This window comes from Pseudomonas sp. M5A4_2d (genome assembly GCF_053345295.1).
This window is the reverse complement of sequence record NZ_JBKEZW010000017.1, coordinates 41,266-60,783: the sequence shown is the minus strand read 5'-3', so window position 1 is coordinate 60,783 and position 19,518 is coordinate 41,266. Positions and strand designations below refer to the sequence as shown.

The 19,518-nt window shown below is 57.5% G+C and carries 19 protein-coding genes; 8 read left to right on the top strand and 11 right to left on the bottom strand.

Annotated elements, in window-relative coordinates; all coding sequences use genetic code 11:
- Positions 1–472: 472 nt before the first annotated feature.
- The 4 genes from ACLBW8_RS27460 to ACLBW8_RS27445 all read right to left on the bottom strand — a co-directional run bounded on the left by ACLBW8_RS27460 (position 473) and on the right by ACLBW8_RS27445 (position 4,104).
- Entirely contained in the window at positions 473–1,114 is a 642-nt protein-coding gene (locus ACLBW8_RS27460; protein WP_447806798.1) for a hypothetical protein, read from the bottom strand.
- 18 nt (positions 1,115–1,132) lie between these two features.
- Positions 1,133–1,888: a GntR family transcriptional regulator gene (locus tag ACLBW8_RS27455; RefSeq protein ID WP_237140850.1), complete on the bottom strand. Its 756-nt coding sequence runs from the start codon at positions 1,886–1,888 to the stop codon at positions 1,133–1,135.
- 17 nt (positions 1,889–1,905) lie between these two features.
- Positions 1,906–2,607, bottom strand: coding sequence for a FadR/GntR family transcriptional regulator (locus ACLBW8_RS27450; protein ID WP_053255777.1), 702 nt, complete (start codon positions 2,605–2,607; stop codon positions 1,906–1,908).
- Positions 2,608–2,778: 171 nt separating this feature from the next.
- The gene (locus ACLBW8_RS27445) at positions 2,779–4,104 is read right to left on the bottom strand and encodes a C4-dicarboxylate transporter DctA (RefSeq protein WP_447806801.1); all 1,326 of its coding nucleotides are present in this window, start codon (positions 4,102–4,104) and stop codon (positions 2,779–2,781) included.
- A 216-nt stretch (positions 4,105–4,320) separates the two neighbouring features.
- On the opposite strand from ACLBW8_RS27445, the gene ACLBW8_RS27440 reads away from it, so the two are divergent.
- On the top strand, positions 4,321–4,950 hold the full coding sequence (locus ACLBW8_RS27440) for a DNA-3-methyladenine glycosylase I (RefSeq protein ID WP_447806797.1): 630 nt from the start codon (positions 4,321–4,323) through the stop codon (positions 4,948–4,950).
- Positions 4,951–5,063: 113 nt separating this feature from the next.
- Here ACLBW8_RS27440 and ACLBW8_RS27435 read toward each other — a convergent pair whose 3' ends face one another.
- From ACLBW8_RS27435 to ACLBW8_RS27415, 5 genes are all read right to left on the bottom strand, one after another.
- Positions 5,064–5,831: an SDR family oxidoreductase gene (locus ACLBW8_RS27435; RefSeq protein WP_128591280.1), complete on the bottom strand. Its 768-nt coding sequence runs from the start codon at positions 5,829–5,831 to the stop codon at positions 5,064–5,066.
- Positions 5,832–5,841: 10 nt separating this feature from the next.
- Positions 5,842–6,909: a phosphotransferase family protein gene (locus ACLBW8_RS27430; protein WP_447806796.1), complete on the bottom strand. Its 1,068-nt coding sequence runs from the start codon at positions 6,907–6,909 to the stop codon at positions 5,842–5,844.
- A 130-nt stretch (positions 6,910–7,039) separates the two neighbouring features.
- Positions 7,040–8,896, bottom strand: coding sequence for a pilus assembly protein TadG-related protein (locus ACLBW8_RS27425; protein WP_447806795.1), 1,857 nt, complete (start codon positions 8,894–8,896; stop codon positions 7,040–7,042).
- Between the two features lie 90 nt (positions 8,897–8,986).
- Positions 8,987–9,937 (bottom strand): 2-hydroxyacid dehydrogenase, encoded by a 951-nt coding sequence (locus tag ACLBW8_RS27420; RefSeq protein ID WP_064452684.1) that lies wholly within the window; start codon positions 9,935–9,937, stop codon positions 8,987–8,989.
- A 94-nt stretch (positions 9,938–10,031) separates the two neighbouring features.
- Positions 10,032–10,559 (bottom strand): cysteine hydrolase family protein, encoded by a 528-nt coding sequence (locus tag ACLBW8_RS27415; protein WP_447806794.1) that lies wholly within the window; start codon positions 10,557–10,559, stop codon positions 10,032–10,034.
- Positions 10,560–11,110: 551 nt separating this feature from the next.
- On the opposite strand from ACLBW8_RS27415, the gene ACLBW8_RS27410 reads away from it, so the two are divergent.
- The 4 genes from ACLBW8_RS27410 (at position 11,111) to ACLBW8_RS27395 (ending at position 13,956) form a co-directional block, all read left to right on the top strand.
- Entirely contained in the window at positions 11,111–11,494 is a 384-nt protein-coding gene (locus ACLBW8_RS27410; protein WP_447806793.1) for a hypothetical protein, read from the top strand.
- 56 nt (positions 11,495–11,550) lie between these two features.
- Positions 11,551–12,228, top strand: a complete 678-nt coding sequence (locus ACLBW8_RS27405) for a hypothetical protein (RefSeq protein WP_447806792.1) — start codon at positions 11,551–11,553, stop codon at positions 12,226–12,228.
- Positions 12,229–12,286: 58 nt separating this feature from the next.
- Complete coding sequence (locus tag ACLBW8_RS27400; RefSeq protein WP_447806791.1) at positions 12,287–13,186, top strand: hypothetical protein; 900 nt, start codon at positions 12,287–12,289, stop codon at positions 13,184–13,186.
- 71 nt (positions 13,187–13,257) lie between these two features.
- A complete protein-coding gene (locus tag ACLBW8_RS27395) occupies positions 13,258–13,956 on the top strand; it encodes a hypothetical protein (protein WP_447806790.1) in 699 nt (232 codons plus the stop codon).
- Positions 13,957–14,329: 373 nt separating this feature from the next.
- Here ACLBW8_RS27395 and ACLBW8_RS27390 read toward each other — a convergent pair whose 3' ends face one another.
- On the bottom strand, positions 14,330–14,776 hold the full coding sequence (locus tag ACLBW8_RS27390; protein ID WP_447806789.1) for a hypothetical protein: 447 nt from the start codon (positions 14,774–14,776) through the stop codon (positions 14,330–14,332).
- Positions 14,777–14,903: 127 nt separating this feature from the next.
- Positions 14,904–15,404, bottom strand: a complete 501-nt coding sequence (locus ACLBW8_RS27385; protein WP_447806788.1) for a DUF4822 domain-containing protein — start codon at positions 15,402–15,404, stop codon at positions 14,904–14,906.
- A 412-nt stretch (positions 15,405–15,816) separates the two neighbouring features.
- On the opposite strand from ACLBW8_RS27385, the gene ACLBW8_RS27380 reads away from it, so the two are divergent.
- From ACLBW8_RS27380 to ACLBW8_RS27370, 3 genes are all read left to right on the top strand, one after another.
- A complete protein-coding gene (locus tag ACLBW8_RS27380) occupies positions 15,817–17,094 on the top strand; it encodes a serine/threonine transporter (protein ID WP_447806787.1) in 1,278 nt (425 codons plus the stop codon).
- Positions 17,095–17,221: 127 nt separating this feature from the next.
- Positions 17,222–17,839: a ParB-like protein gene (locus ACLBW8_RS27375; RefSeq protein WP_221294932.1), complete on the top strand. Its 618-nt coding sequence runs from the start codon at positions 17,222–17,224 to the stop codon at positions 17,837–17,839.
- On the top strand, positions 17,829–19,481 hold the full coding sequence (locus ACLBW8_RS27370) for a SulP family inorganic anion transporter (protein ID WP_064452678.1): 1,653 nt from the start codon (positions 17,829–17,831) through the stop codon (positions 19,479–19,481). Before ACLBW8_RS27375 ends, ACLBW8_RS27370 begins: the two co-directional genes overlap by 11 nt.
- The last annotated feature ends 37 nt before the right edge of the window (positions 19,482–19,518 follow it).

Below are 19,518 nucleotides of genomic sequence, written 5' to 3'. Positions count from 1 at the left end.
GCCATCGTGGTTAACGGGGCCTGTCAGATCAAGATCAACAGCAGATCAAAAGCAGAGCACGGCGGCCTGGTAGCCGACCTGAGTGGTTGAAGCAAAAGCCAGGTCAAGGTCCGGATCAAGAACTGCTTTTCTGTGGGAGCTGGCTTGCCTGCGATGCCGGCACCTCGGTCCATCAGGCATACCCAACTGATGCCATCGCAGCGGTTCGGCGGTCCGATAAGCCAGCTCCCACATTGACCGAGTACAGCCTGAAGAGCGGCATACCCTCTGCCTGATGTGCTGAGTTCAAAATGTGATTAACAGGGCCTGTCAGATCAAAATCAAAAGCAGAGCACGGCGGCCTGGTAGCCGACCTGAGTGGTAGAAGCGGAAGCAGGGCAAAAACAGCGCTGCTTTTTTGTGGGAGCCCATTCTCCACTGAGAGACGGTTATCGCAGGCAAGTAGCTCTCACAGTGTGTTTGATCTCAAAAACTAGCGCGCAGTCGCGCTGGCAATACCCTGGCAAGACTGGATGATTTTTTTCAACCCGTTGTTGTTTTCCGGCAAAGCGAACGTTGCGGTCAACGGCTCTGCGCCTTCTGTGGCAGGGGCTAGCGAAAGTTTTAGCGTTTGGCCTCGCGAAGCATCGCTGATCCAGTAGGCTAATTCATCGGGCGCAACAGAGGTGCTGAGCGCAAAGACCGTACCGATCTGGAAAGCCCCGGCGTAAGTCCAAACGCCATTTACCGGGCGTTCGATGCTCGCGCGTGTTCCGGTGGTAATACGCAACGGGCCGTTTGCGCTGGCATCTTTGCCTTCAAACGGATCGCTGTCGAAACCCAGTGATTGCGGGGTGATCTGCAGCGCAAGGCTGGCCGTCGGGTTCTGCGGGTGACAGCTGATTTCCAGGCTGGCCTTGATGTGAAAGCCGCCGTAGGCGCTGACACCAAAAGTACGCGCGGTGAGCATCGGGCTGTCTGCGTAGGGTTGCTCAAGTAACCACACAGGGTGCGCTGGGGTGATGATGGCAGTTCCGATACCTGACTCGTCGCCTGCCTGTGCTTGAGCATTAAGAGGTAGCGCGAAAATGGCAGCGAACAACGTAAAGGTGAAGGCTCGCATAGAGGTATTCATCCGCGTGTAAGACTTGAGCTAAGGAATGAATGCATTTTGCCTGTCAGCGATAACCGGTTCTGTCGGGTTTTTCGCAAATGCAGCGCGGCTCAGTAGCTTGGTTTCCAGGTGGTCCAGATGCTCGGTCATCAGGCTGACTGCGCTGTTCACATCCCGTTGCTCGACGGCGTCGACAATGGCTGCATGCTCCTGCCACGCACAGTACGTGCAGGCGTGCGCCTCATATTGGGCGATGATCAGCGAGGTCAGCGGTACCAGGCTGTTGAGAAACTGCGCCAGCGGAGCATTCCGCGCCATCGCGGCCAGTTGCAGGTGGAATTCCCCGGACAGGCGAATCGCCGGCCCGCGTTGATCGCGCTCGATGCACTCACGTTCACGAGCGATCAGCTCATGCAGGTGCCGAACCTGGGTCGGTGTGGCGTGCACACAGGCCAACTGCACCACGGTGATTTCCGTCAGGCGTCGCGCTTCCAGAATCTGTCGCGTCTGCAGGGCATCCGGCGCGGCCACTTGGGCGCGCTGGTTGGGGCGCAGAATGATGACTTGCTGATGCGACAGCTTTGCCAGTACCCGGCGAATCACGCTGCGGCTCACACCAAAGGTTTCGCCCAGGCTTTCTTCGGTAAAACGGCTGGCGGGTGCGATGCGTTGTTCCAAAATGGCGTCGAACAGGCGCGGGTAGATGTCTTCCACCGACGGCTTTTTACCTGCCACCAGGCGCATCGCGGGCAGGGCGGTGAGGACTGATTTGCGGTGCAGCGCGTGAGCGGTCATGGCCTGTCTCCAAAAAGTCAGCTGCCCAGATGGTCGTCCGGGATGTTCAAGCGAATGCCCATGCGCAGGCCTTCCTGGAGGATGTGCCGACGCATTTCGGCACTCGCCAGGGCGCTGTTCTTGTTGCGGATCGCGCGCACCACGGCCTCGTTTTCCTGCAGGCGTTCCGCCAGGTGTTCGGGTGAGTTACGCAACACCTGGGCGCTCTGCTTGAGGGCGTTGCTGGTCTGTTGCACCACGTTCTGGAAGATCGGGTTGGAGGTGAGGGCGAACAGTTCTTCGTGGAAGCCAATGTAGGCGTTCATGCCCGCTTCGGCATCGCCGGCATCCAGAGCTTCGCGCATGTCCATGAGTGTCAGGCGCAGTTGGCCGACTTCCTTGCTGCTGATGGACTGAGCGACCAGGCCGACGATGAAGGGCTCGAGGGTGTAGCGAAGTTGCAGGATGTCTTCGAGGCTTGCGTCCGCCACGGCGTCGCTCGATTGCGGTTCGCTGAGGCTGGTTTCCAGCACCACCACGCCCTTGCCCGGCATCGAACGCACCAGGCCGAGGGTTTCCAGCACGATCACGGCTTCACGCAGGCTCGGGCGACTGATGCCCATCTGCTCGGCCAGTTCGCGCTGGCCGGGCAGCATTTCGCCACGCCGCCACTGGCCCCGGGCCAGGGCCGCGCGCAGTTTTTCTACGACTGAGTTGACGACGGTTGAGGTGCTGATCACGTCTACGTCTCCTTGAGAGTGCAAATACAATGGCCAAACTGGCGACGGTCAAACTGTGGGAGCGGGCTTGCTCGCGAATACGGAGTGTCAGTCAGCCTATTATTTAGCTGACCCAACGCCTTCGCGAGCAAGCCCGCTCCCACAGTTGATCTGTCTCGCTCATAGAATGGGTCAGAACTCCTGATGCGCCGGCAACACCGGCTTCTTGGCCTGAAAGGCATAGCCTTGCTCGCCGTGCAGCACCTTGTTGGCGCGCTGGATATCGATGTCTTTTTCCCAGCGTGCAATGGCCACGGTGGCGACACAGTTGCCGATCAGGTTGGTCAGCGCGCGGCCGATGCCCATGAACCAGTCCACCGCCAGCACCAGCACCAGGCCCACCACCGGAATCGCCGGAATGGCCGTGAGGGTCGCCGCCAGAATCACCAGCGCCGAGCCTGGAATCCCGTGGGCGCCTTTGGAGGTAATCAGCGACACCAGCAAAATGGTCAGCAGGTCGGTCATCGACAACGGCGTGCCGGTGGCATTGGCGATAAACACGATGGCCAGGGTCAGGTAGATCGAGAAACCGTCGAGGTTGAACGAGTAGCCGGTTGGAATCACCAGGCCGACCGTCGAGCTGCCGATGCCCAAGTGTTCAAGTTTGCGCATGATCTGTGGCAACACGGCGTCGGACGACGCGGTGCCCATCACGATCAGCAGCTCTTCGCGCAGGTACTTGAGCAGCGGCAGCATGCGCAGGCCGGACAGGCGCATCACCAGGCCAAGCACCAGCCCGACAAAGGCAAAGCAGGTCAGGTAGAACAAGCCCACCAGGCTGCCCAGGTGTTGCAGCGAATCCAGGCCATAAGTGCTGGTGGTGAAGGCGATGGCACCGAACACGCCGATGGGCGCCAGGCGTACGATCATGCCCATGATGCGGAAGATGACATGGCTCAGTTCATTGATCAGCCGCGAGATGCCGGAAGCGGCTTCACCCACCAGGTTCAGCGCGCTGCCGAACAGCACCGAGAACAGCAGCACTTGCAGCACATTGTTGTCGGCGAAGGCGCCGATCACCGAGTTGGGAATCAGCTCCATCAGGAACTGGCTGGTGCCGCGGATATGCTGGCCCTTGTCGGCCAGTTCATTCAGACCGGCGGAGGACAACTGCTCCAGGTGGATATTGGCGCCGGTGCCGATACCGATGCTGAAGGCCATGATCAGGCCGATCACCAGGGCGACGGTGGTGAGCACTTCAAAGTAGATCACCGACTTGAGGCCGATACGCCCGACTTTTTTCAAGTCGCCGGCCCCGGAAATACCGCTGACCACCACGCAAAACACGATCAGGCCAATCAGCATCTTGATCAGCTTGATAAAGCCGTCACCCAAGGGTTTGAGTTGCGAGGAGAATTCGGGAAGGGCCAGGCCGCAGACGATGCCGAGCATCAGGCCAATCACGACTTGCAGGAAAATCGAACGCGAGCACCATCTGAGCATGGGAGGGATCTCTATTCGGTGCCCTGGTGGTTCCAGGGCTTAATTGTTGTGGTCTTACCGGTAAGTCCAGTGCGCGGCCAGTCTACGCCGGGTTTTTTTGAAACCACAAGTAAATATTCGGTGCTTGACTGGTCCCGGTCTGACCAGTTGGTCGGTGATTGCGATGCTTGAGCGGTTGGCGGGTCGGAAAAATTTTCGCTTATCATCCGCCGCTTGTTACGCGAGGTGATGATGGACAAACCAGGACTGACCACGAATGCAGCAGGGCTGACTCACTGCACCTGGCGCACGGCGGCGCCGGAGTACCCGCGTTACCACGATGATGAATGGGGCGTGCCGGTAGCCGACGATATCCAGCTGTACGAGAAGATCTGCCTGGAAGGTTTTCAGGCGGGCATGGCCTGGATCACCATTTTGCGCAAGCGCGAGCAGTTTCGGGCCGCGTTTGAGGGCTTTGACTTTCGCCGCGTGGCGCAATACACCGAGGCCGACATCGCGCGGCTGCTGAATGACCCGGGCATCGTGCGCAACCGCGCGAAGATCGTTTCTACCATCAACAATGCGCGCAGAGCGTGTGAACTGGTGGATGAAACCGGCTCGCTGGCGCGCTGGCTGTGGGCATTTGAACCTGTGGATGATGAGCGTCCGCGGGTGGTGGACATGGCTTACTGGACAGGCAACCCGACATCACCGGCTTCGGTGCGTTTGTCGAAAGCCTTGAAGAAACGCGGCTGGACCTTTGTCGGCCCGACCACGATGTATGCGCTGATGCAGGCCATGGGCATGGTCAATGACCACTTGGAAGGGTGTGCCTGCCGACCGCGGATCGAAGCGCTACGCCAACAGTTCAAGCGCCCCTGAACCAATCGGCTTCAAGCTTGCGCATGATCGCGCTGTGCCGGTCAATCCAATGGCTGGCACGCCGCTGTCGCGGGCGTGCCAGCTCTCAGAGGGATGTGGTTGTGCCTGGCGGGTCAGGACAGGAAACCACCGTCCACATTCAGCGATACACCGGTGGTGTAGCTGGAGGCATCGCTGGCCAGGAACAACACCGCGCCGGCCATTTCGCTGGGATCGGCTACGCGCTTGAGTGGGATCTGTGCCAGGGCCATTTTCAGGATCGCGTCGTTCTTCACCAGCGCCGAAGCGAACTTGGTGTCGGTCAGGCCAGGCAGCAGGGCGTTACAACGGATGCCGAACGCCGCGCACTCTTTGGCAAATACCTTGGTCATGTTGATCACGGCGGCCTTGGTCACCGAGTAAATACCCTGGAATACACCTGGGGAAATACCGTTGATCGACGCCACGTTGATGATGCTGCCGCCGCCGTTATCGCGCATCAGCTTGCCGGCTTCCACGGACATGAAGAAGTAGCCGCGAATGTTGACGTCAACCGTCTTCTGGAAGGCGCCGAGGTCGGTGTCGAGCACGTTGCAGAATTGCGGGTTGGTCGCGGCGTTGTTGACCAGGATATCCAGGCGCCCGAACTGTTCACGGATGCCGGCGAACACCTGGGTGATCTGTTCCATTTCGCCGATATGGCAGGCCACGGCGGTGGCCTTGCCGCCTGCGGCGATGATCGCATCGGCCACGTGCTGGCAGCCTTCAAGCTTGCGGCTGGAGACAATCACATGGGCGCCTTGCTGGGCCAGGAGCTTGGCAATGGCTTCACCGATACCGCGGCTGGCGCCGGAAACAAAAGCAATCTTGCCGTCGAGGTCGAACAGGTGAGTCTTGGACATAAGGTTTCCTTCAGAGGGCGGATTTGCCGATGACATTCAGGCTCATTTGCTCCAGCAGCTTGTTCATATGGATGAACTGCGCAAAGCGTTTGTCCTGGGTTTGGCCGTGGAAAAAGCGGTAGTAGATCTGCTGCACGATACCGGCCAGGCGGAACAGGCCGTAGGTGTAGTAGAAATCGAAATTGTCGACCTGGATGCCGGCTCGCTCGGCGTAGTAATCGACGAACTGACGGCGCGTGAGCATGCCGGGGGCGTTGCTCGGCTGGCGGCGCATCAGTTGCACGGGCGCCGGGTCAGCGGCTTCGATCCAGTAGGCGAGGGTGTTGCCCAAATCCATCAGCGGGTCGCCCAAGGTGGTCAGCTCCCAGTCCAGCACGCCGATGATCTGCATCGGGTTGTTGGGGTCGAGGATCACATTGTCGAAGCGGTAGTCGTTGTGCACGATGCTGGAGGTAGGGTGGTCGGCCGGCATCTTGTCGTTGAGCCATGCGCGCACCGCTTCCCAGCGTGGGGCATCGGGGGTCAGGGCTTTTTCGTAGCGGTCGCTCCAGCCGCGAATCTGGCGCTCTACGTAGCCTTCAGGCTTGCCCAGGTCGGCCAGGCCGCAGGCGGTGTAATCGACCTGATGCAGTTCGACGAACTTGTCGATAAAGCTTTTGCACAGGGCTTCGGTCCTGGCCGCATCCAGGCCCAGCTCGGGCGGCAGGTCGGAGCGTAGAATAATGCCGTTGACCCGTTCCATCACATAGAACTCGGCACCGATCACCGACTCATCGGTGCAATGCACATAGGCTTTGGGGCAATAGGGAAAGCCGTCTTTCAGCTGGTTGAGAATGCGGTATTCGCGGCCCATGTCATGGGCGGACTTGGCCTTGTGGCCAAACGGCGGGCGCCGCAGCACGAATTCCTGGCCCGGGTATTCAAGCAAGTAAGTCAGGTTCGACGCACCGCCGGGGAACTGGCTGATTTTGACCGTGCCGCTCAAGCCCGGAATGTGGGCCTTGAGGTAGGGATCGATCAGGCTGGCATCAAGTTCTTCGCCTGGGCGAATCTGGGTCGATTGGTCGTTAAGCGCCATGCTTATCCCTTCTGCTTATTCTAAAGGCCTTGGACTATTGGCTAATCTAATGCGCACCACCGCCCAGCGACAAGGTCGGGGCGGCTTAATAGGTTAGCGTGTTGGATGATGATCAGCGGGCTTGATGTGTTCAAATCACCAGCATCGCCCGGCCACCGGGGTTGCAGGACAGGTTGGCACCTATTTCGACTTTTGCCAGGTCGATGCCCAGGCCGGCGAGCAGGCTGTTGACCAGTGGGTCGAGCAATGGGCTGAGCAGGCTTGAGATGATACCGCTGAGCAGGTTCAGGACCTCGGTCAGTATGCCGACCACCAGGCCGAGCACTAAGCCTAGAAGCCCGTCGAGCGTCGGTGTATGGCTGGTCAGCCGAATACCGTTGAGGGTGTTGCTCAAGCTGCCGATGACGTTATTGGCACTGAAGCTGAAATAGCTCGGTGGCTGCTTCACCTCCGGAGGCGCCACGTAGACATGGTTGCGCGTGGTCTCGGCCACGCTGCTGTCGACCCTCAGGCTGAGGCCGCCGACTGCGTAGGGCTGCCTAGGCTCGCACACGCCCTGACTGCATTTTTTGACGCCAAGGTCGAGCAGCGGAAAATCGTCGACTTTCAGGGTTTCGGTGGAGGAAAACAGGTTTTTCGGATCTATCTGGCCCACCATCAATCGCACCGCAGACGTGCTGCCTGACACGGACAGTGATTTGTCTGCGGGCCCGTTGCAGCGGTAGCCGGTGACGTAACTGCTGCCGCTGGCGGCCTCGAGGGCTATGTCTATTTGCGTGCCCGGCACAGGGTCGAGTGAACTGCCCAGCAGCAAACCCACCACATCGGTGACCAGGCCGATCACTTTATTGAGCACGTCGATGACGGGCAACTTCAGGGAAATCCAGGTGCGGACTTGCGCGGTCCTGACGAAAATCGGCTGGGTGTCGATCAACTGCGGGTTGCCAATTGCAGAAATCTGCGCGGGTTCGATGACACGGGTCTTGACCGTGATATTCAGCAGCCCCAGTACGTCCACCGGCAACTCGACGGCCACCGCGCTGGCTTTGTTGGATAGCTGCACAAAGCCCTGAATCAGGTTGAACAGTTGCAGGTTGACGTCCAGGGCGCTCTTGTCCGTGCCGTTTTGTATATTGATCAGGTCGCCCAGGTGCAGGATCTGCGTGCCTGGCGCAATCAGCTTGATTGCTTCGAGGTTATTGATCACCACCTTGACCGCATCACCGCCCAGCTTGAGCACATCGATGGCGGCCTGGATCAACTGGCCGACGGTCGCGTCGGTCTTGAGCAACTGGTCGTAGTTGCCGGCGCTGACATTCAGGCGGATAGCCAACGCGTCCAGGTAGCTGAGCAAGCTGATGTCCGTGTTGATCAAGCCTTTCCAACCCACCGCATCGATTTGCAATTTGCCGCCCAGCAAACCGCCGATCAAGCCATTGAGTGCCGCCGATTTGGTGCTGTCCACCGTCAACAAGGTACTGCGAACGGTGAGGGTCGCCACGGGCGGCGAGGGTGCGGCAGCGACCGCCGTGGCGCTCAAGAGAGAGGTCTGGCTGAGGGTTCGTCCCGAGAATAATGAGTGGATGGCGTGGCCAACGCTGGTCGCGACGCGATGGGTGGCGATGACCCGGATGGCGTCGGCCTTGTTGGGATCGGCGCTGAAGGTGCGCATAAAGTCGGCACCGGTGGCCAGGGTGCCGCAGGCGATTGCCAGCGTGCGATCGGCGTCGACCTTGAAGTTGTTGCGTTCCGCGCTTTGCGTTGCGAATTGCGCTGCATTGTTATTGGGCGCCGCGCATGTGCCGCCGCGGCTCACCGCTTCCAGCGCCGCGGTATCGGCGACGCGCTGCAACTTGCGCTTCTCCAGGTACAAGCGACCGCTGTCGATCACCAGCAACAGAAACAACAACGCGATCCCGAGGGTTACAGCGCCCACCAGGCCGATGACCCCGCGTTGGCGGGCCGGGCCGAGTCCATGGCCAAACATTGTGCGTTCCTTCGCCGGTCATGCACCGACGTCCTGAGCATCCCCGAAAACAGTGTAGTCAGGTTTTGCGCAGGCGCTGGCTAATCGCTACTAGTTGCGTGGCGGCAAGGTAACGGGCGTCAGAACGGGGCGGCCCGCGAAGTATTCCACCAGATTGTCGGCCACGCGCTGCACGGTGTCATGGGCCGCTTCCGGCGACAGGCCGGCCACATGGGAGGTGAGCACGGTATTGCTCAGGTGTTTGAGGGCGTCGGGCACTTTGGGCTCATCGTCGAACACATCCAGTGCGGCACCGCCGATACGCCGCTGCTCAAGGGCGGTCACCAGGTCAGCGGTCACAACCACACTGCCGCGCCCGATGTTCACCAGGTAACCGTGCGGCCCCAGGGCGTCCAGAGCGTGGCGATCAATCAGGTGACGGGTGCTTGCGCCACCGGGTGTCGCCAGGATCAGGAAGTCCGATGTGCGCGCAAGCTCCACGGCCGTTGCGCAGTAGGTGTAATCCACGTCATCGCGGGGCTGGCGGTTGTGGTAACTCACCTCCATGCCGAACCCGAGGGCGGCGCGCTTGGCGATCTCCATGCCCACCGCGCCAAGGCCGAGAATGCCCAGGTGTTTACCGCCCAGGGAAGGACGCATCACCTTCGGCCATTCGCTGCGCCGTACGGCCGCGTCCGTTTGCGGAATGCCGCGCACCAGCGACAGCAGCAACGCCATGGCGTGGTCGGCCACTGACGGTGCGTTCACACCCGCGCCGTTGGTCACAACAATCCCGCGATTGCTCGCCGCCTGCAGGTCCACATGCTCGTAGCCAGCGCCGATCACGCAGATGATCTCCAGCAGCGGCAGCGCGGCGATTTCCTCGGCATACAAGCCCAACGGCCCACGAGTCAGCACCGCCTTGATCTGCCCACCATGGGCCTTGATCGCTTGGGCGCGCTCGGCCGGCGTCGGCGCCAGAATCACGTGAAAGTCGTTGCTCTCAATGATTTGCAGGTATTCGTTGATGGTTTCAACCAGGACCAGAACAGTGGTGGACATCGGAAGGCTCTTCCTGAAGGGTTTGAGAGAATGAGTATGCGGGATTTGTAAGACGGAACGTTTTGTTCAGTCACAAAAAAATCCCGCATAGGTATCACTGGAAATCAATAGTCTGCGCTGTCACCCGCTTCACAAATGCCCCGGCCAGGGTCGCGTTGTGATGCTCGATGATCGCCTCGGCCGACAACGTCGGAGTGTCCATGCAAGTATGGCCGTCCTGCGGCAATACCACCGAAAACCCAAGCTCCACCGCTACTCGGCAAGTGGTGTCGATGCAGAACTGGGTTTTCATCCCGACAATCACCAGTTCATTGACCTGCGCGGCGGCCAACTGATTCGCCAGATCAGTCCCCAGGAAGCAGCTGGGGCGGGTTTTATTGAACAGGTGGTCGCGCGCTTCTTCGACCTCCAGGCCGTGCCACAGCTGCCAGAGTGGGCTGCCGGCTTCAATCGGCGAGCCCGCGGGGCCAGTGTGCCGGGCAACGAAGATCGGTGCGTTGGCGCTGCGGGCGCGATGGATAAGCTGGTTGATGGTGTCGAGCACACGTTCGCGCTTGAAGGGTTTTTCCGGCCCGTCGTATAAACCGGTTTGCATATCGATGATCAGCAGGGCGTTTGCCATGGTCTTGCTCCTTGCAGTGGCCAGAGGGCGGAGCAATAAAAAGGCCCCGTCCATTGCTGGCGGGGCCTTGGGTTGTTTCTGGGTGTCTCTAGTTCACGCACCCACAGCAACCGCACGACCCGCCATAAGCGGTCGTGGTGGTGGTGCGGGTGAGGCGTCGCTGAATAAAGTTCATGGCTCGATCATGCTGGCGTGTGCGCGCGACTGTCAACGGGGGCGTCGAGTCTCTTTGAATAACAGATGGGCAAAAATTCCGTCTTGTACGCCCCCCAGGCCGTGTTTTCCATCGCTAAATTGACCACAGCCAGGCGCGATGCCGGAAGGCGCAGGACAAGTGCCTTCATTTGCATTTTCTTTAGGATCGAGCTGATGTCCAAGGTGGCGTACGTGTCAGTCGCAGCCAAATGGTTCCAATTGATCCTTTTTTGAATGGTGGCATTTGGCTATTCTTTGTGGCAGCCTTCTCCTAAGCGCCTGTTGCCTCTAATGATTTGGCCCGGCAAAGCCGTTCAAGATTTGTTTCTCCATTTTAATACGCTCGAGAGGTGAGAATGATCTCAAATTTATTAAATCCCACCGGTTATTTAATCAGCTTGGGTATTAAGAAAATTGTCGAGAATATTTCAGACTCGGACAATTCTGTTCCAATCAATACACTCAAAGAAGAGTCGTTGCGTGCTGAAATAAAAGCCAAAGCTCTGCTTGCACAAGCGAAAGTCGAGCAAGAGCTTGCTATATCTCGCCGTATAGACAGTGCCGAAGAAGTAGAGATTGAAGAGTTTTACGACGTCTCGGGTAAGGCAAGCGCAGGGCTCAAGGCAGAGGCAGAAGCCGTCACCCTCGGCCTGGCGGGTGAAGGCCGGCGAGTCACAAAGCGGGTTATAAAGTTCAAGGGCTATTCGCCGATTGTGCAACAGCCGAGCACGGAAACGTAACGTTGTAGAGCGCTTTTGTTTATCGATTGTTGGAAGTGTGTAACAGGGATGTGAACGTGAAAAAAGTCTTATTGCTACTGCCTTTTCTGTTGGTCGCCTGTGGCGGTGAAAGTCAAAATATCGGCATTGTTAAAAATCAGGTCATCAAGGACCTTGACCCCTCTCGCACGCTTGGCGCGGCGCTTGAACATCGGGAGAGGTGTTCATCCTATGAATGGAGTGAAAGTGTCGATGCTGGCGGAAGGCAAGTCGTAACCTATAAGTGCCAGTTACGGCCAAGCGCTTCTAATGATGTATTGCAGGCCAGCTATTCGCGTATCGCCACTGACATCGAGTCAGCCATCTCTACGTATCATCAGCTGATTGACTTACAGAAGAAAACACCACCCTGTACGTTTGAAGATGATAGCAGCGTGAGTGCCTGCGACGTGATGAAGCAAGGGAAACTTAAACAAATAGCAGCGAGTGAGCAGGGCCTTGAAAGACTTGGAAAAATTCGCCGCAACGATATTGATAGTCTACAACAGCTGATAAGTTGGGGGGTGATTGGCAACCCTGCTGCGGTTGTGTTGCTGTCTGCGAAGTACCAGATAAAGATGGATGACAATCAGGTGTATACGCTTGGTCAAGGCAGGGAAGCCATGCTGGATGTCTATAGTAATAATGAAGGTTATAGTCCAGTCACGAAACTCGCTCGACAATTGTTTGTGCCGACGTGTGTGAATTGCCAGTAGGGAAGTGTGGGGTCGAAAAGTATAGATCCTGTGGGTTCTTGAATGGGGGAGGAAAAGAGTGTCAGGTAATAATAGTCTCAATGAGTTTGTTGATTTTCAGCGCGGCGCTACCGTTACTGCTGTCAGTATTGATGTTGATTGGTCTATGCAGAAACTTTCTGAAATAACTATAAGCAACGAGGAGTTGAAAGGCCTCGTTGAGGCGCTATCTAATTTTGGCATATCGGTGGTTGCGGATTATCGGCTGGACGCGGGCTATGTGACGTTTGATATCCCTGTGCAACTATTCAAACAGGTCTTCCTCAGCGGGCCGGTTAATCTGTCATTTGGCATGAGGAGCAAGAGCTTACCTATCGCGATCAGCATTAAATGTCATCAGCTACACACTGCGCTTGAGGTAATGCCGCATGCCTATCGCGTTCGTGCGACGTCTGTCGGGGAGCGGGGTGGGACGTCAAGTGAACACGAGCCTCATTTTATTGACGTGTCCGAATTTCGGCAACGAGGTATTGCTATTGGAATCGCCACCTATATTGACGCGATGTTGGAATGTGTCGTGGCTGGAAGTGGCAAGTCTGCTGAAAAAATGTCTTTTTCTCAAAAAATAGTACACTGTCGTGATAATGATTTGTTGACCGTCGCTTGTTGTGCGCGCTTGGATTTATTAAGGGATTTACGAAATAATGCGGCGCATGAATTTGAGTGTTTGGCAGAGGGTGAGCAACAAAATCATTACAAAGTAGTGCGGGTGCCTGGTTACAGTGAAAATTTTTTAGCCAACGTCGAGGTGTTTGTGGCGCAATGTGAACAGGCGTATGGTGCTTTGCCTGGTCGGACACGGCGGCTGTACCTCGCGGCCAATTATTTGGCGGGGGAGATCAATGCTGTGGCTAAACTTGAGTCGGTCTTCGTGTTGGGCGTTAACTACCCCGAAGTGTTGGAGTCTTATTTCGATTAGTTGATCTAGCAAAGTCTGGATTAAGCGAGAGTTGTATTCGGTAGTTGTCAATTGATTTTCAAGGGATTTGCATGGGTTTAGTATTCGCTCCAACTAAAACATCTATTGCACTGCTGAGTGTTGCAGTAACAGCGCTGGGTCTCATTATTTTAATGCACGTGCTCAGCGGGTATCCGCCGTTCAAGGATCAATATTTTTTTCAGCTATTTGGTATTGAGGGGCGAAACTGGTTTGTGGGCGGGAGAGAAGCTGTTCACTTTTTTGGGTTCATTGGTTGTATGTTGTTTGGTTGGTCCTATCTTTACTCGATGACCTTTAAGGGGATGTTGAAATTCCATTTTTTTATCATTCCCATTGTGCTGGGTTTTATGCTCGTGCTGGCTAAGGTCGTTGATCTGGGTGTTTTTCCCTACTTTTTTGTGGTGTCTGCTCTGATAGCTGTAGTCGTATCTGTTTCAATGGTGTTTTGGATGAGAAGTCCTAAGCGCAGTGCAAAATACCCGAACATGATTATTTGGGTTGTTCCAACGCTTGGCTGCCTCTCAGTATCCTGGGGATGTGAGTTTTTTTGGGAGCCAGCCCTGCGCGCTTGTGGTTGGAAACAAAGCGAGGGCATCACTTGGTCGCAATTGGTAGGGGCGGATAGCCCTTGTGTCTGGGCACACCTTCGATTCCAGTGGGCTCAGATCATCATCGATTTGGCCGCGATCGTTGTAGGCTTGTTGATTGCGCTTGTTATTTATAAGTGTTTAGCGAATCAAAAGCGCTGACGACGGACGACGTCTGATGAGGCTCCTTGGTAGATTATTCTGTGCGGGGTTTTGGTGAGTGCTCAAGGGTGCCAAACAAATTGCTAATACCTTGCTGATTCAGTCTCGCTCTTTATGCCAAGTATCCTGCGAGACGGTGCCAAATCCGACGCGCGCTTAAAAATCGCCGCCATTGCCATCTTTGAACGGCTGTCGTGCCTAACCATTCCTCTGCTAAGTCTTTGCTTATTCACAAGAATCCCGGACAATCGCGCCCCTGTTGTGGTCGGGGCGCTGGGTGTAATGAACGGCCTCAAGGAACTCGTCTGACAAACCTGCTGCTGCGTATCGTGCGAGCGAGGGTGACGCCATACCGTTCAGCCGCGAGGTGTCCCTATTGAGCCGCGCCAGCCTGCCGCGCCTTGATTTGCTCTGCCTGTGCTATCGGCATGAAATCATAGGTGGGGAAGAATTCCGTCTTGTAAACGCCCCAGGCAGTGTTTTCGATCGCTAAATTGACCTCAGCCAGGCGCGATGCCGGAAGGCGCAGGACGATGACTTGTCCGATGCCCATGGTGATATTCCAACTCACGACTTCCACGCCGGCAGGCGGAAATACTTTGTGAAACTCCTGCTTGGCCAGTTGGGCTTTCAACGCACTTAACGGCCGTGACTGATCGTGTTTAAGAAATACGGTCAACATAACGGCGTTGTCGGCTGTGGCGGTAATATCTTTTGCGCTGGAACTTGCGCCGGCCTGCGCGGTGACCACGCCTGGCAGCAGGATAATCGCGAGCAGTGCAGGTATTAACAGTGACGTACGAGGAGTGAGTATGTTCATGTGTCGGTACCTTGCTTTTTTTATAGAAAGGCGTGCTCATATAGCCAAGTGAGGGCAGTGCGCGCCAATAACATTGCGGTGGGTATGCCGAGTCAACGTGGCATTCTAATGCAGTGTTTGAGTTCGCTTAGTTCGACATGGCTGTCTTTATGGGGCCGTTGTAAGGGGCGTGCACCACATAAATTCGAACCGTTGGCTGATTGGCTACCATGTCGCGAGGTACTTCTCGAGAATAGGTGAACTCGCTGCTATCCAGCTTTTCCAGCCGTCTGACAACGGTTCTGGTAGGTCCAGCGTCAGGCACCAGAATGTGGGTTTTCCTGTCGCCCGTGACCAGGAAATACCCGCCACCGCCATCCGCGTATTTTGATCGCCCGGTATCGGTATAAAAGAACTCATAGCGGTTTCGCTGAGGGTCCCACATTGATATGCCCACTACGCCGGGGTAGTTTGCCTTGACGTCTTTTTCCGGGTCCCCTTCGATATAGACCTTGGTGGTCAACCATTGAGGGGAGGACGCCAGCGCACGGATATCCCGTTCAGGCTCCGCTTGTTGTGCGTAACTTTTGGATGGGTTGAATATCCCAGCCATAAGCAGGCCGGCCAATACAAGAGTGAGTCTTCGCATGTTTAACTCCTGGGAGTTTAGTCAGTGTTTACCTCCAGTGCGTGGGGATATTAGTGTGGGTGGCCGAGATTGCTCAATGGCTATGAATGTTCCTGTAACAGTTAAAGTGGTGTTTTAGTGAAAATATAATTTAGATGCAGGCAGTGTCTTGTCGTGCTGTAGGGTATTTCTTGAAAAGCTCGAATTCCTAAAGGGATGTGCGCTGTTGATGTGCAGTGTTTACGCGACTCCTCAGTGTTCACAAACCGCAGCCAATGCTGTCTGTGAACGGCTGCCGTGCCTAACCATTCCTCTGCTAAGTCTTTGCTTATTCACAAGAATCCCGGACAATCGCGCCCCTATTGTGGTCGGGGCGCTGCCTGTCAGGTTTTTCTGACTCGCCCCGGCCGTGAAAATGCGGAGATCCGACCGGATGAATGATCAGGCCAATAGCGTCGACGAACGCTATGCAACGACACCTGCAACCCTCACAAGCTGGAGCCGCCAGGACACCACCTGGATGCTTGGGCTGTTCGGCACCGCCATCGGCGCCGGTACTTTGTTTTTGCCGATCAACGCGGGCCTGGGGGGCTTTTGGCCACTGGTGATCCTGGCGCTGCTGGCATTCCCGATGACATTCTTTGCCCACCGTGGGCTAACCCGTTTCGTACTGTCCGGCCGCGAAGGTTCCGACATTACCGACGTGGTTGAAGAACATTTCGGTGTCAAAGCCGGTGCGTTGATCACCTTGTTGTACTTCTTCGCCATCTTCCCGATCCTGCTGATCTATAGCGTGGCGCTGACCAACACCGTCAGTAGCTTTATGGAACACCAACTGCACATCCTGCCGCCGCCGCGCGCGATCCTGGCATTTGTGCTGATTCTCGGGCTGTTGGCCGTGGTGCGTTGCGGCGAACAAGTGATCGTCAAGGCCATGAGCCTGATGGTCTATCCGTTTATCGTCGCCTTGCTGTTCCTGGCGGTGTACCTGATCCCGCATTGGACCGGCGGCATTCTCAGCACCGCCAGTGAGGTGCCGGCGCCGTCGGCGTTGCTCAGCACGCTGTGGCTGGCGATTCCGGTGATGGTGTTCTCGTTCAACCATTCGCCGATCATCTCGGCCTTCGCGGTTGACCAGAAGCGCCAGTACGGCGCCAACGCCGATGAGCGCAGTTCGCAGATCCTGTCCCGTGCGCACCTGTTGATGGTGGTGATGGTGCTGTTCTTCGTGTTCAGCTGCGTGCTGACCCTGTCGCCGGCGCAGTTGGCCGAAGCGAAAGCGCAGAACCTGTCGATCCTGTCGTACCTGGCCAACCACTTCGACAACCCGACCATCGCCTTCGCCGCACCGTTGATTGCGTTCGTGGCGATTGCCAAGTCGTTCCTGGGCCACTACATCGGTGCCAGCGAAGGCCTCAAGGGCCTGGTGCTTAAAACCGGTCGCCGTCCGGCAGCCAAGGTGCTGGACCGCATGACAGCTGCGTTCATGCTGGTGGTGTGCTGGATCGTCGCCACGCTTAACCCGAGTATCCTGGGCATGATCGAGACGCTGGGCGGCCCGATCATCGCGTCGATCCTGTTCCTGATGCCGATGTACGCGATCCGTAAAGTGCCGGCCATGGCCAAATACCGTGGGCAGGCGTCCAACGTGTTTGTCACGGCGGTAGGCTTGGTTGCGATTACTGCGTTGATCTATTCGCTGCTGTCCTGACGGCAGGCTGCACGCACCAAGGCCGATTCGCGCACAGCGCGAATCGGCTTTTTTTTCGCGCTGAAAAAACTGGCCAATCAATGAGGGCTAAGCTGTCGGCTTATTGGTTCCCTTTTTGGAGACGCCCATGGCCCGGCCCCGTCCGCAACTGGTTACAGGCAAGCTGGAAAAACTGCACCCCACTCAATTGACAGTGGGCCTGGCTGAAGTCGCCACCAAGCGCGAAGCCTGGACCAAACTCAAGCGCAAGGAGCGCGCCGCCGCGCTCGACAAGCACTGGTTTCCTTGCGTGCTCGGCCCGGACGAGCGCTATTACATCACCGATCATCACCACTTCGGGTTGGCGCTGATGCTGGAGGGCGTCAAGAGTGTGTCCTTGTTGATGCTCAAGGACCTGTCATTTGTGGACCGCAGCACGTTCTGGAACGTCATGGCGTTCAATCAATGGGTGCACCCTTACGATGCGCGTGGTTTGCGGCGTACCTACGAAGCCATTCCGCGCAAGATTACCGATTTGCAGGACGACCCTTACCGCAGCCTGGCGGGCATGTTGCGCACGGCCGGCGGTTACGCCAAGGACGCGACGCCATTCAGCGAGTTTCTGTGGGCGGATTTCTTGCGCAGCCGCATTGGCAGCGACGTGGCCAGCCAGCCAAACCCCAAGTTGTTGAGCAAGGTCATGGTCCTGGCGCGCAGCCAGGAAGCGCGTTATTTGCCAGGATGGGTTGGGCCGATTGAAAACTGAAACCGAAACGCCTGTTGTTGCACCGCCCAATCGTACCCAGGACATCCTCGCCGGGTTATCCATTGCCGGTTTGCTGCTGCCGGAGGCCGTGGCGTATTCGAGCATTGCCGCGCTGCCGCCCCAGGCCGGTGTGATTGCCTTGTTTGCCGGGCTGGTGTGTTACGGCCTGTTCGGCACCAGTCGCTTTGCGATTGTCTCGGCGACGTCATCTTCTGCGGCGGTGTTGGCGGCGGCCACGTCCAGTCTGGCGGGCGATGACCCGGCGCTGAGGCTGTCCCTGGCGTTTGGGCTGGTGTTGATCACCGGGGTGCTTTTCCTGTTGGCCGGGTTGTTCAAGCTGGGCGGTGTAACGTCGTTTATCGCCAAGCCGGTGTTGCGTGGCTTTGCCTTCGGCCTGGCGCTGACCATCATCCTCAAGCAGTTGGCCAGCGTGGTGGGCGTGCACCTGGTCGACAACAACCTGATCCGCTTCCTGCCGCAGTTGCTGGAGCAACTGCCCCGTTGGAATTGGCCGGCTGCGTTGGTTGCGGCGGCTGCGTTGGTCGTGTTGTGGCTGTGCGCGCGAATACCGCGCCTGCCAGGCGGATTGTTGGTGGTGGTCCTCGGTATCGGCGCCGGGCAGTACCTGGATCTACAGGCCCACGGCGTAGCGTTGATCGGCCTGATCGACCTGCGGCTGGAATTGGGCCACTTCCCGGTCCTGCCGTTCGCGGACTGGTTGCGCCTGGGCGAATTGGCGTTTGCCCTGGTCATGATCCTGTATGCGGAATCCTACGGCTCCATCAGTTCGTTCGCGCTTAAACACGGCGATCGGGTCTCATCCAATCGCGATTTGCTCGCGTTGGGTGCGGCTAACCTGATCTCGGGATTGTTCCACGGCATGCCGGCCGGCGCAGGCTATTCGGCGACGTCGGCCAATGAAGCCGCTGGCGCCGGCTCGCGGCTGGCAGGCATCGTTGCCGCGCTGGTGGTGTTGGTGATCGTGTTGACGGTGCTGCCGTATGTAGCGCTGACCCCGGAGCCGGTGCTCGCCGCCATTGTCATCTATGCGCTGGGTCGCGGCTTGAGCCTGCAACCTTTGGGGCGCTACTTCCTATGGCGGCGTGACCGTTTGCTGGTGATCTGTGCCGTGGCGGCCGTGCTGTTGCTGGGCGTACTGGACGGGCTGCTGGTGTCCGTGGCGATCAGTGTGGTGTTGATGTTGCGCCAGATGTCGTCGGCAGATATTCAGGTGCTTGGGCGTTTGGCTGACAGTCACGACTTTGTCGATCGCCAGCACCATGCCGATGCGCTGGACGTACCTGGCGTGTTGATCGTACGGCCCAACGAAGCGCTGTTTTTCGCCAATGCCGAACGCGTCCTCGGCGCGGCGTTGCGCCTGATGCGTCAATCGCAGGCCGAGGCCGTGGTGCTGAGCCTGGAAGAGTCCCCTGACCTCGACGGCACCAGTATCGAAGCGCTGGCAGCTTTTTTCGCGCAAGTGCGGGGGGAGGGCAAGCGCCTGGTACTGGCGCGCGTGCGGCATGAGGCCCGCGAGGTGTTGCAGGCGTTGCCTGAAGCCTCGGCGCCACAGGTATTGCTCAGCGGCTTGAGCGTTGACGACGCAGTACAGCTTGCGCTGAGCGTCAATTCACAGGCATAAAAAAACGCCGCGCATCTTTCGATACGCGGCGTCCTTT

Excerpts from the sequence above, each read along its gene's own strand:
- ACLBW8_RS27395 (WP_447806790.1), top strand. The coding sequence starts at position 13,258 with ATGGGTTTAGTATTCGCTCCAACTAAAACATCTATTGCACTGCTGAGT.
- ACLBW8_RS27410 (WP_447806793.1), top strand. The coding sequence starts at position 11,111 with ATGATCTCAAATTTATTAAATCCCACCGGTTATTTAATCAGCTTGGGT.
- ACLBW8_RS27415 (WP_447806794.1), bottom strand. The coding sequence starts at position 10,559 with ATGGCAAACGCCCTGCTGATCATCGATATGCAAACCGGTTTATACGAC.
- ACLBW8_RS27425 (WP_447806795.1), bottom strand. The coding sequence starts at position 8,896 with ATGTTTGGCCATGGACTCGGCCCGGCCCGCCAACGCGGGGTCATCGGC.
- ACLBW8_RS27455 (WP_237140850.1), bottom strand. The coding sequence starts at position 1,888 with ATGACCGCTCACGCGCTGCACCGCAAATCAGTCCTCACCGCCCTGCCC.
- ACLBW8_RS27460 (WP_447806798.1), bottom strand. The coding sequence starts at position 1,114 with ATGAATACCTCTATGCGAGCCTTCACCTTTACGTTGTTCGCTGCCATT.
- ACLBW8_RS27440 (WP_447806797.1), top strand. The coding sequence starts at position 4,321 with ATGGACAAACCAGGACTGACCACGAATGCAGCAGGGCTGACTCACTGC.
- ACLBW8_RS27385 (WP_447806788.1), bottom strand. The coding sequence starts at position 15,404 with ATGCGAAGACTCACTCTTGTATTGGCCGGCCTGCTTATGGCTGGGATA.
- ACLBW8_RS27430 (WP_447806796.1), bottom strand. The coding sequence starts at position 6,909 with ATGGCGCTTAACGACCAATCGACCCAGATTCGCCCAGGCGAAGAACTT.
- ACLBW8_RS27390 (WP_447806789.1), bottom strand. The coding sequence starts at position 14,776 with ATGAACATACTCACTCCTCGTACGTCACTGTTAATACCTGCACTGCTC.
- ACLBW8_RS27435 (WP_128591280.1), bottom strand. The coding sequence starts at position 5,831 with ATGTCCAAGACTCACCTGTTCGACCTCGACGGCAAGATTGCTTTTGTT.
- ACLBW8_RS27380 (WP_447806787.1), top strand. The coding sequence starts at position 15,817 with ATGAATGATCAGGCCAATAGCGTCGACGAACGCTATGCAACGACACCT.
- ACLBW8_RS27420 (WP_064452684.1), bottom strand. The coding sequence starts at position 9,937 with ATGTCCACCACTGTTCTGGTCCTGGTTGAAACCATCAACGAATACCTG.
- ACLBW8_RS27375 (WP_221294932.1), top strand. The coding sequence starts at position 17,222 with ATGGCCCGGCCCCGTCCGCAACTGGTTACAGGCAAGCTGGAAAAACTG.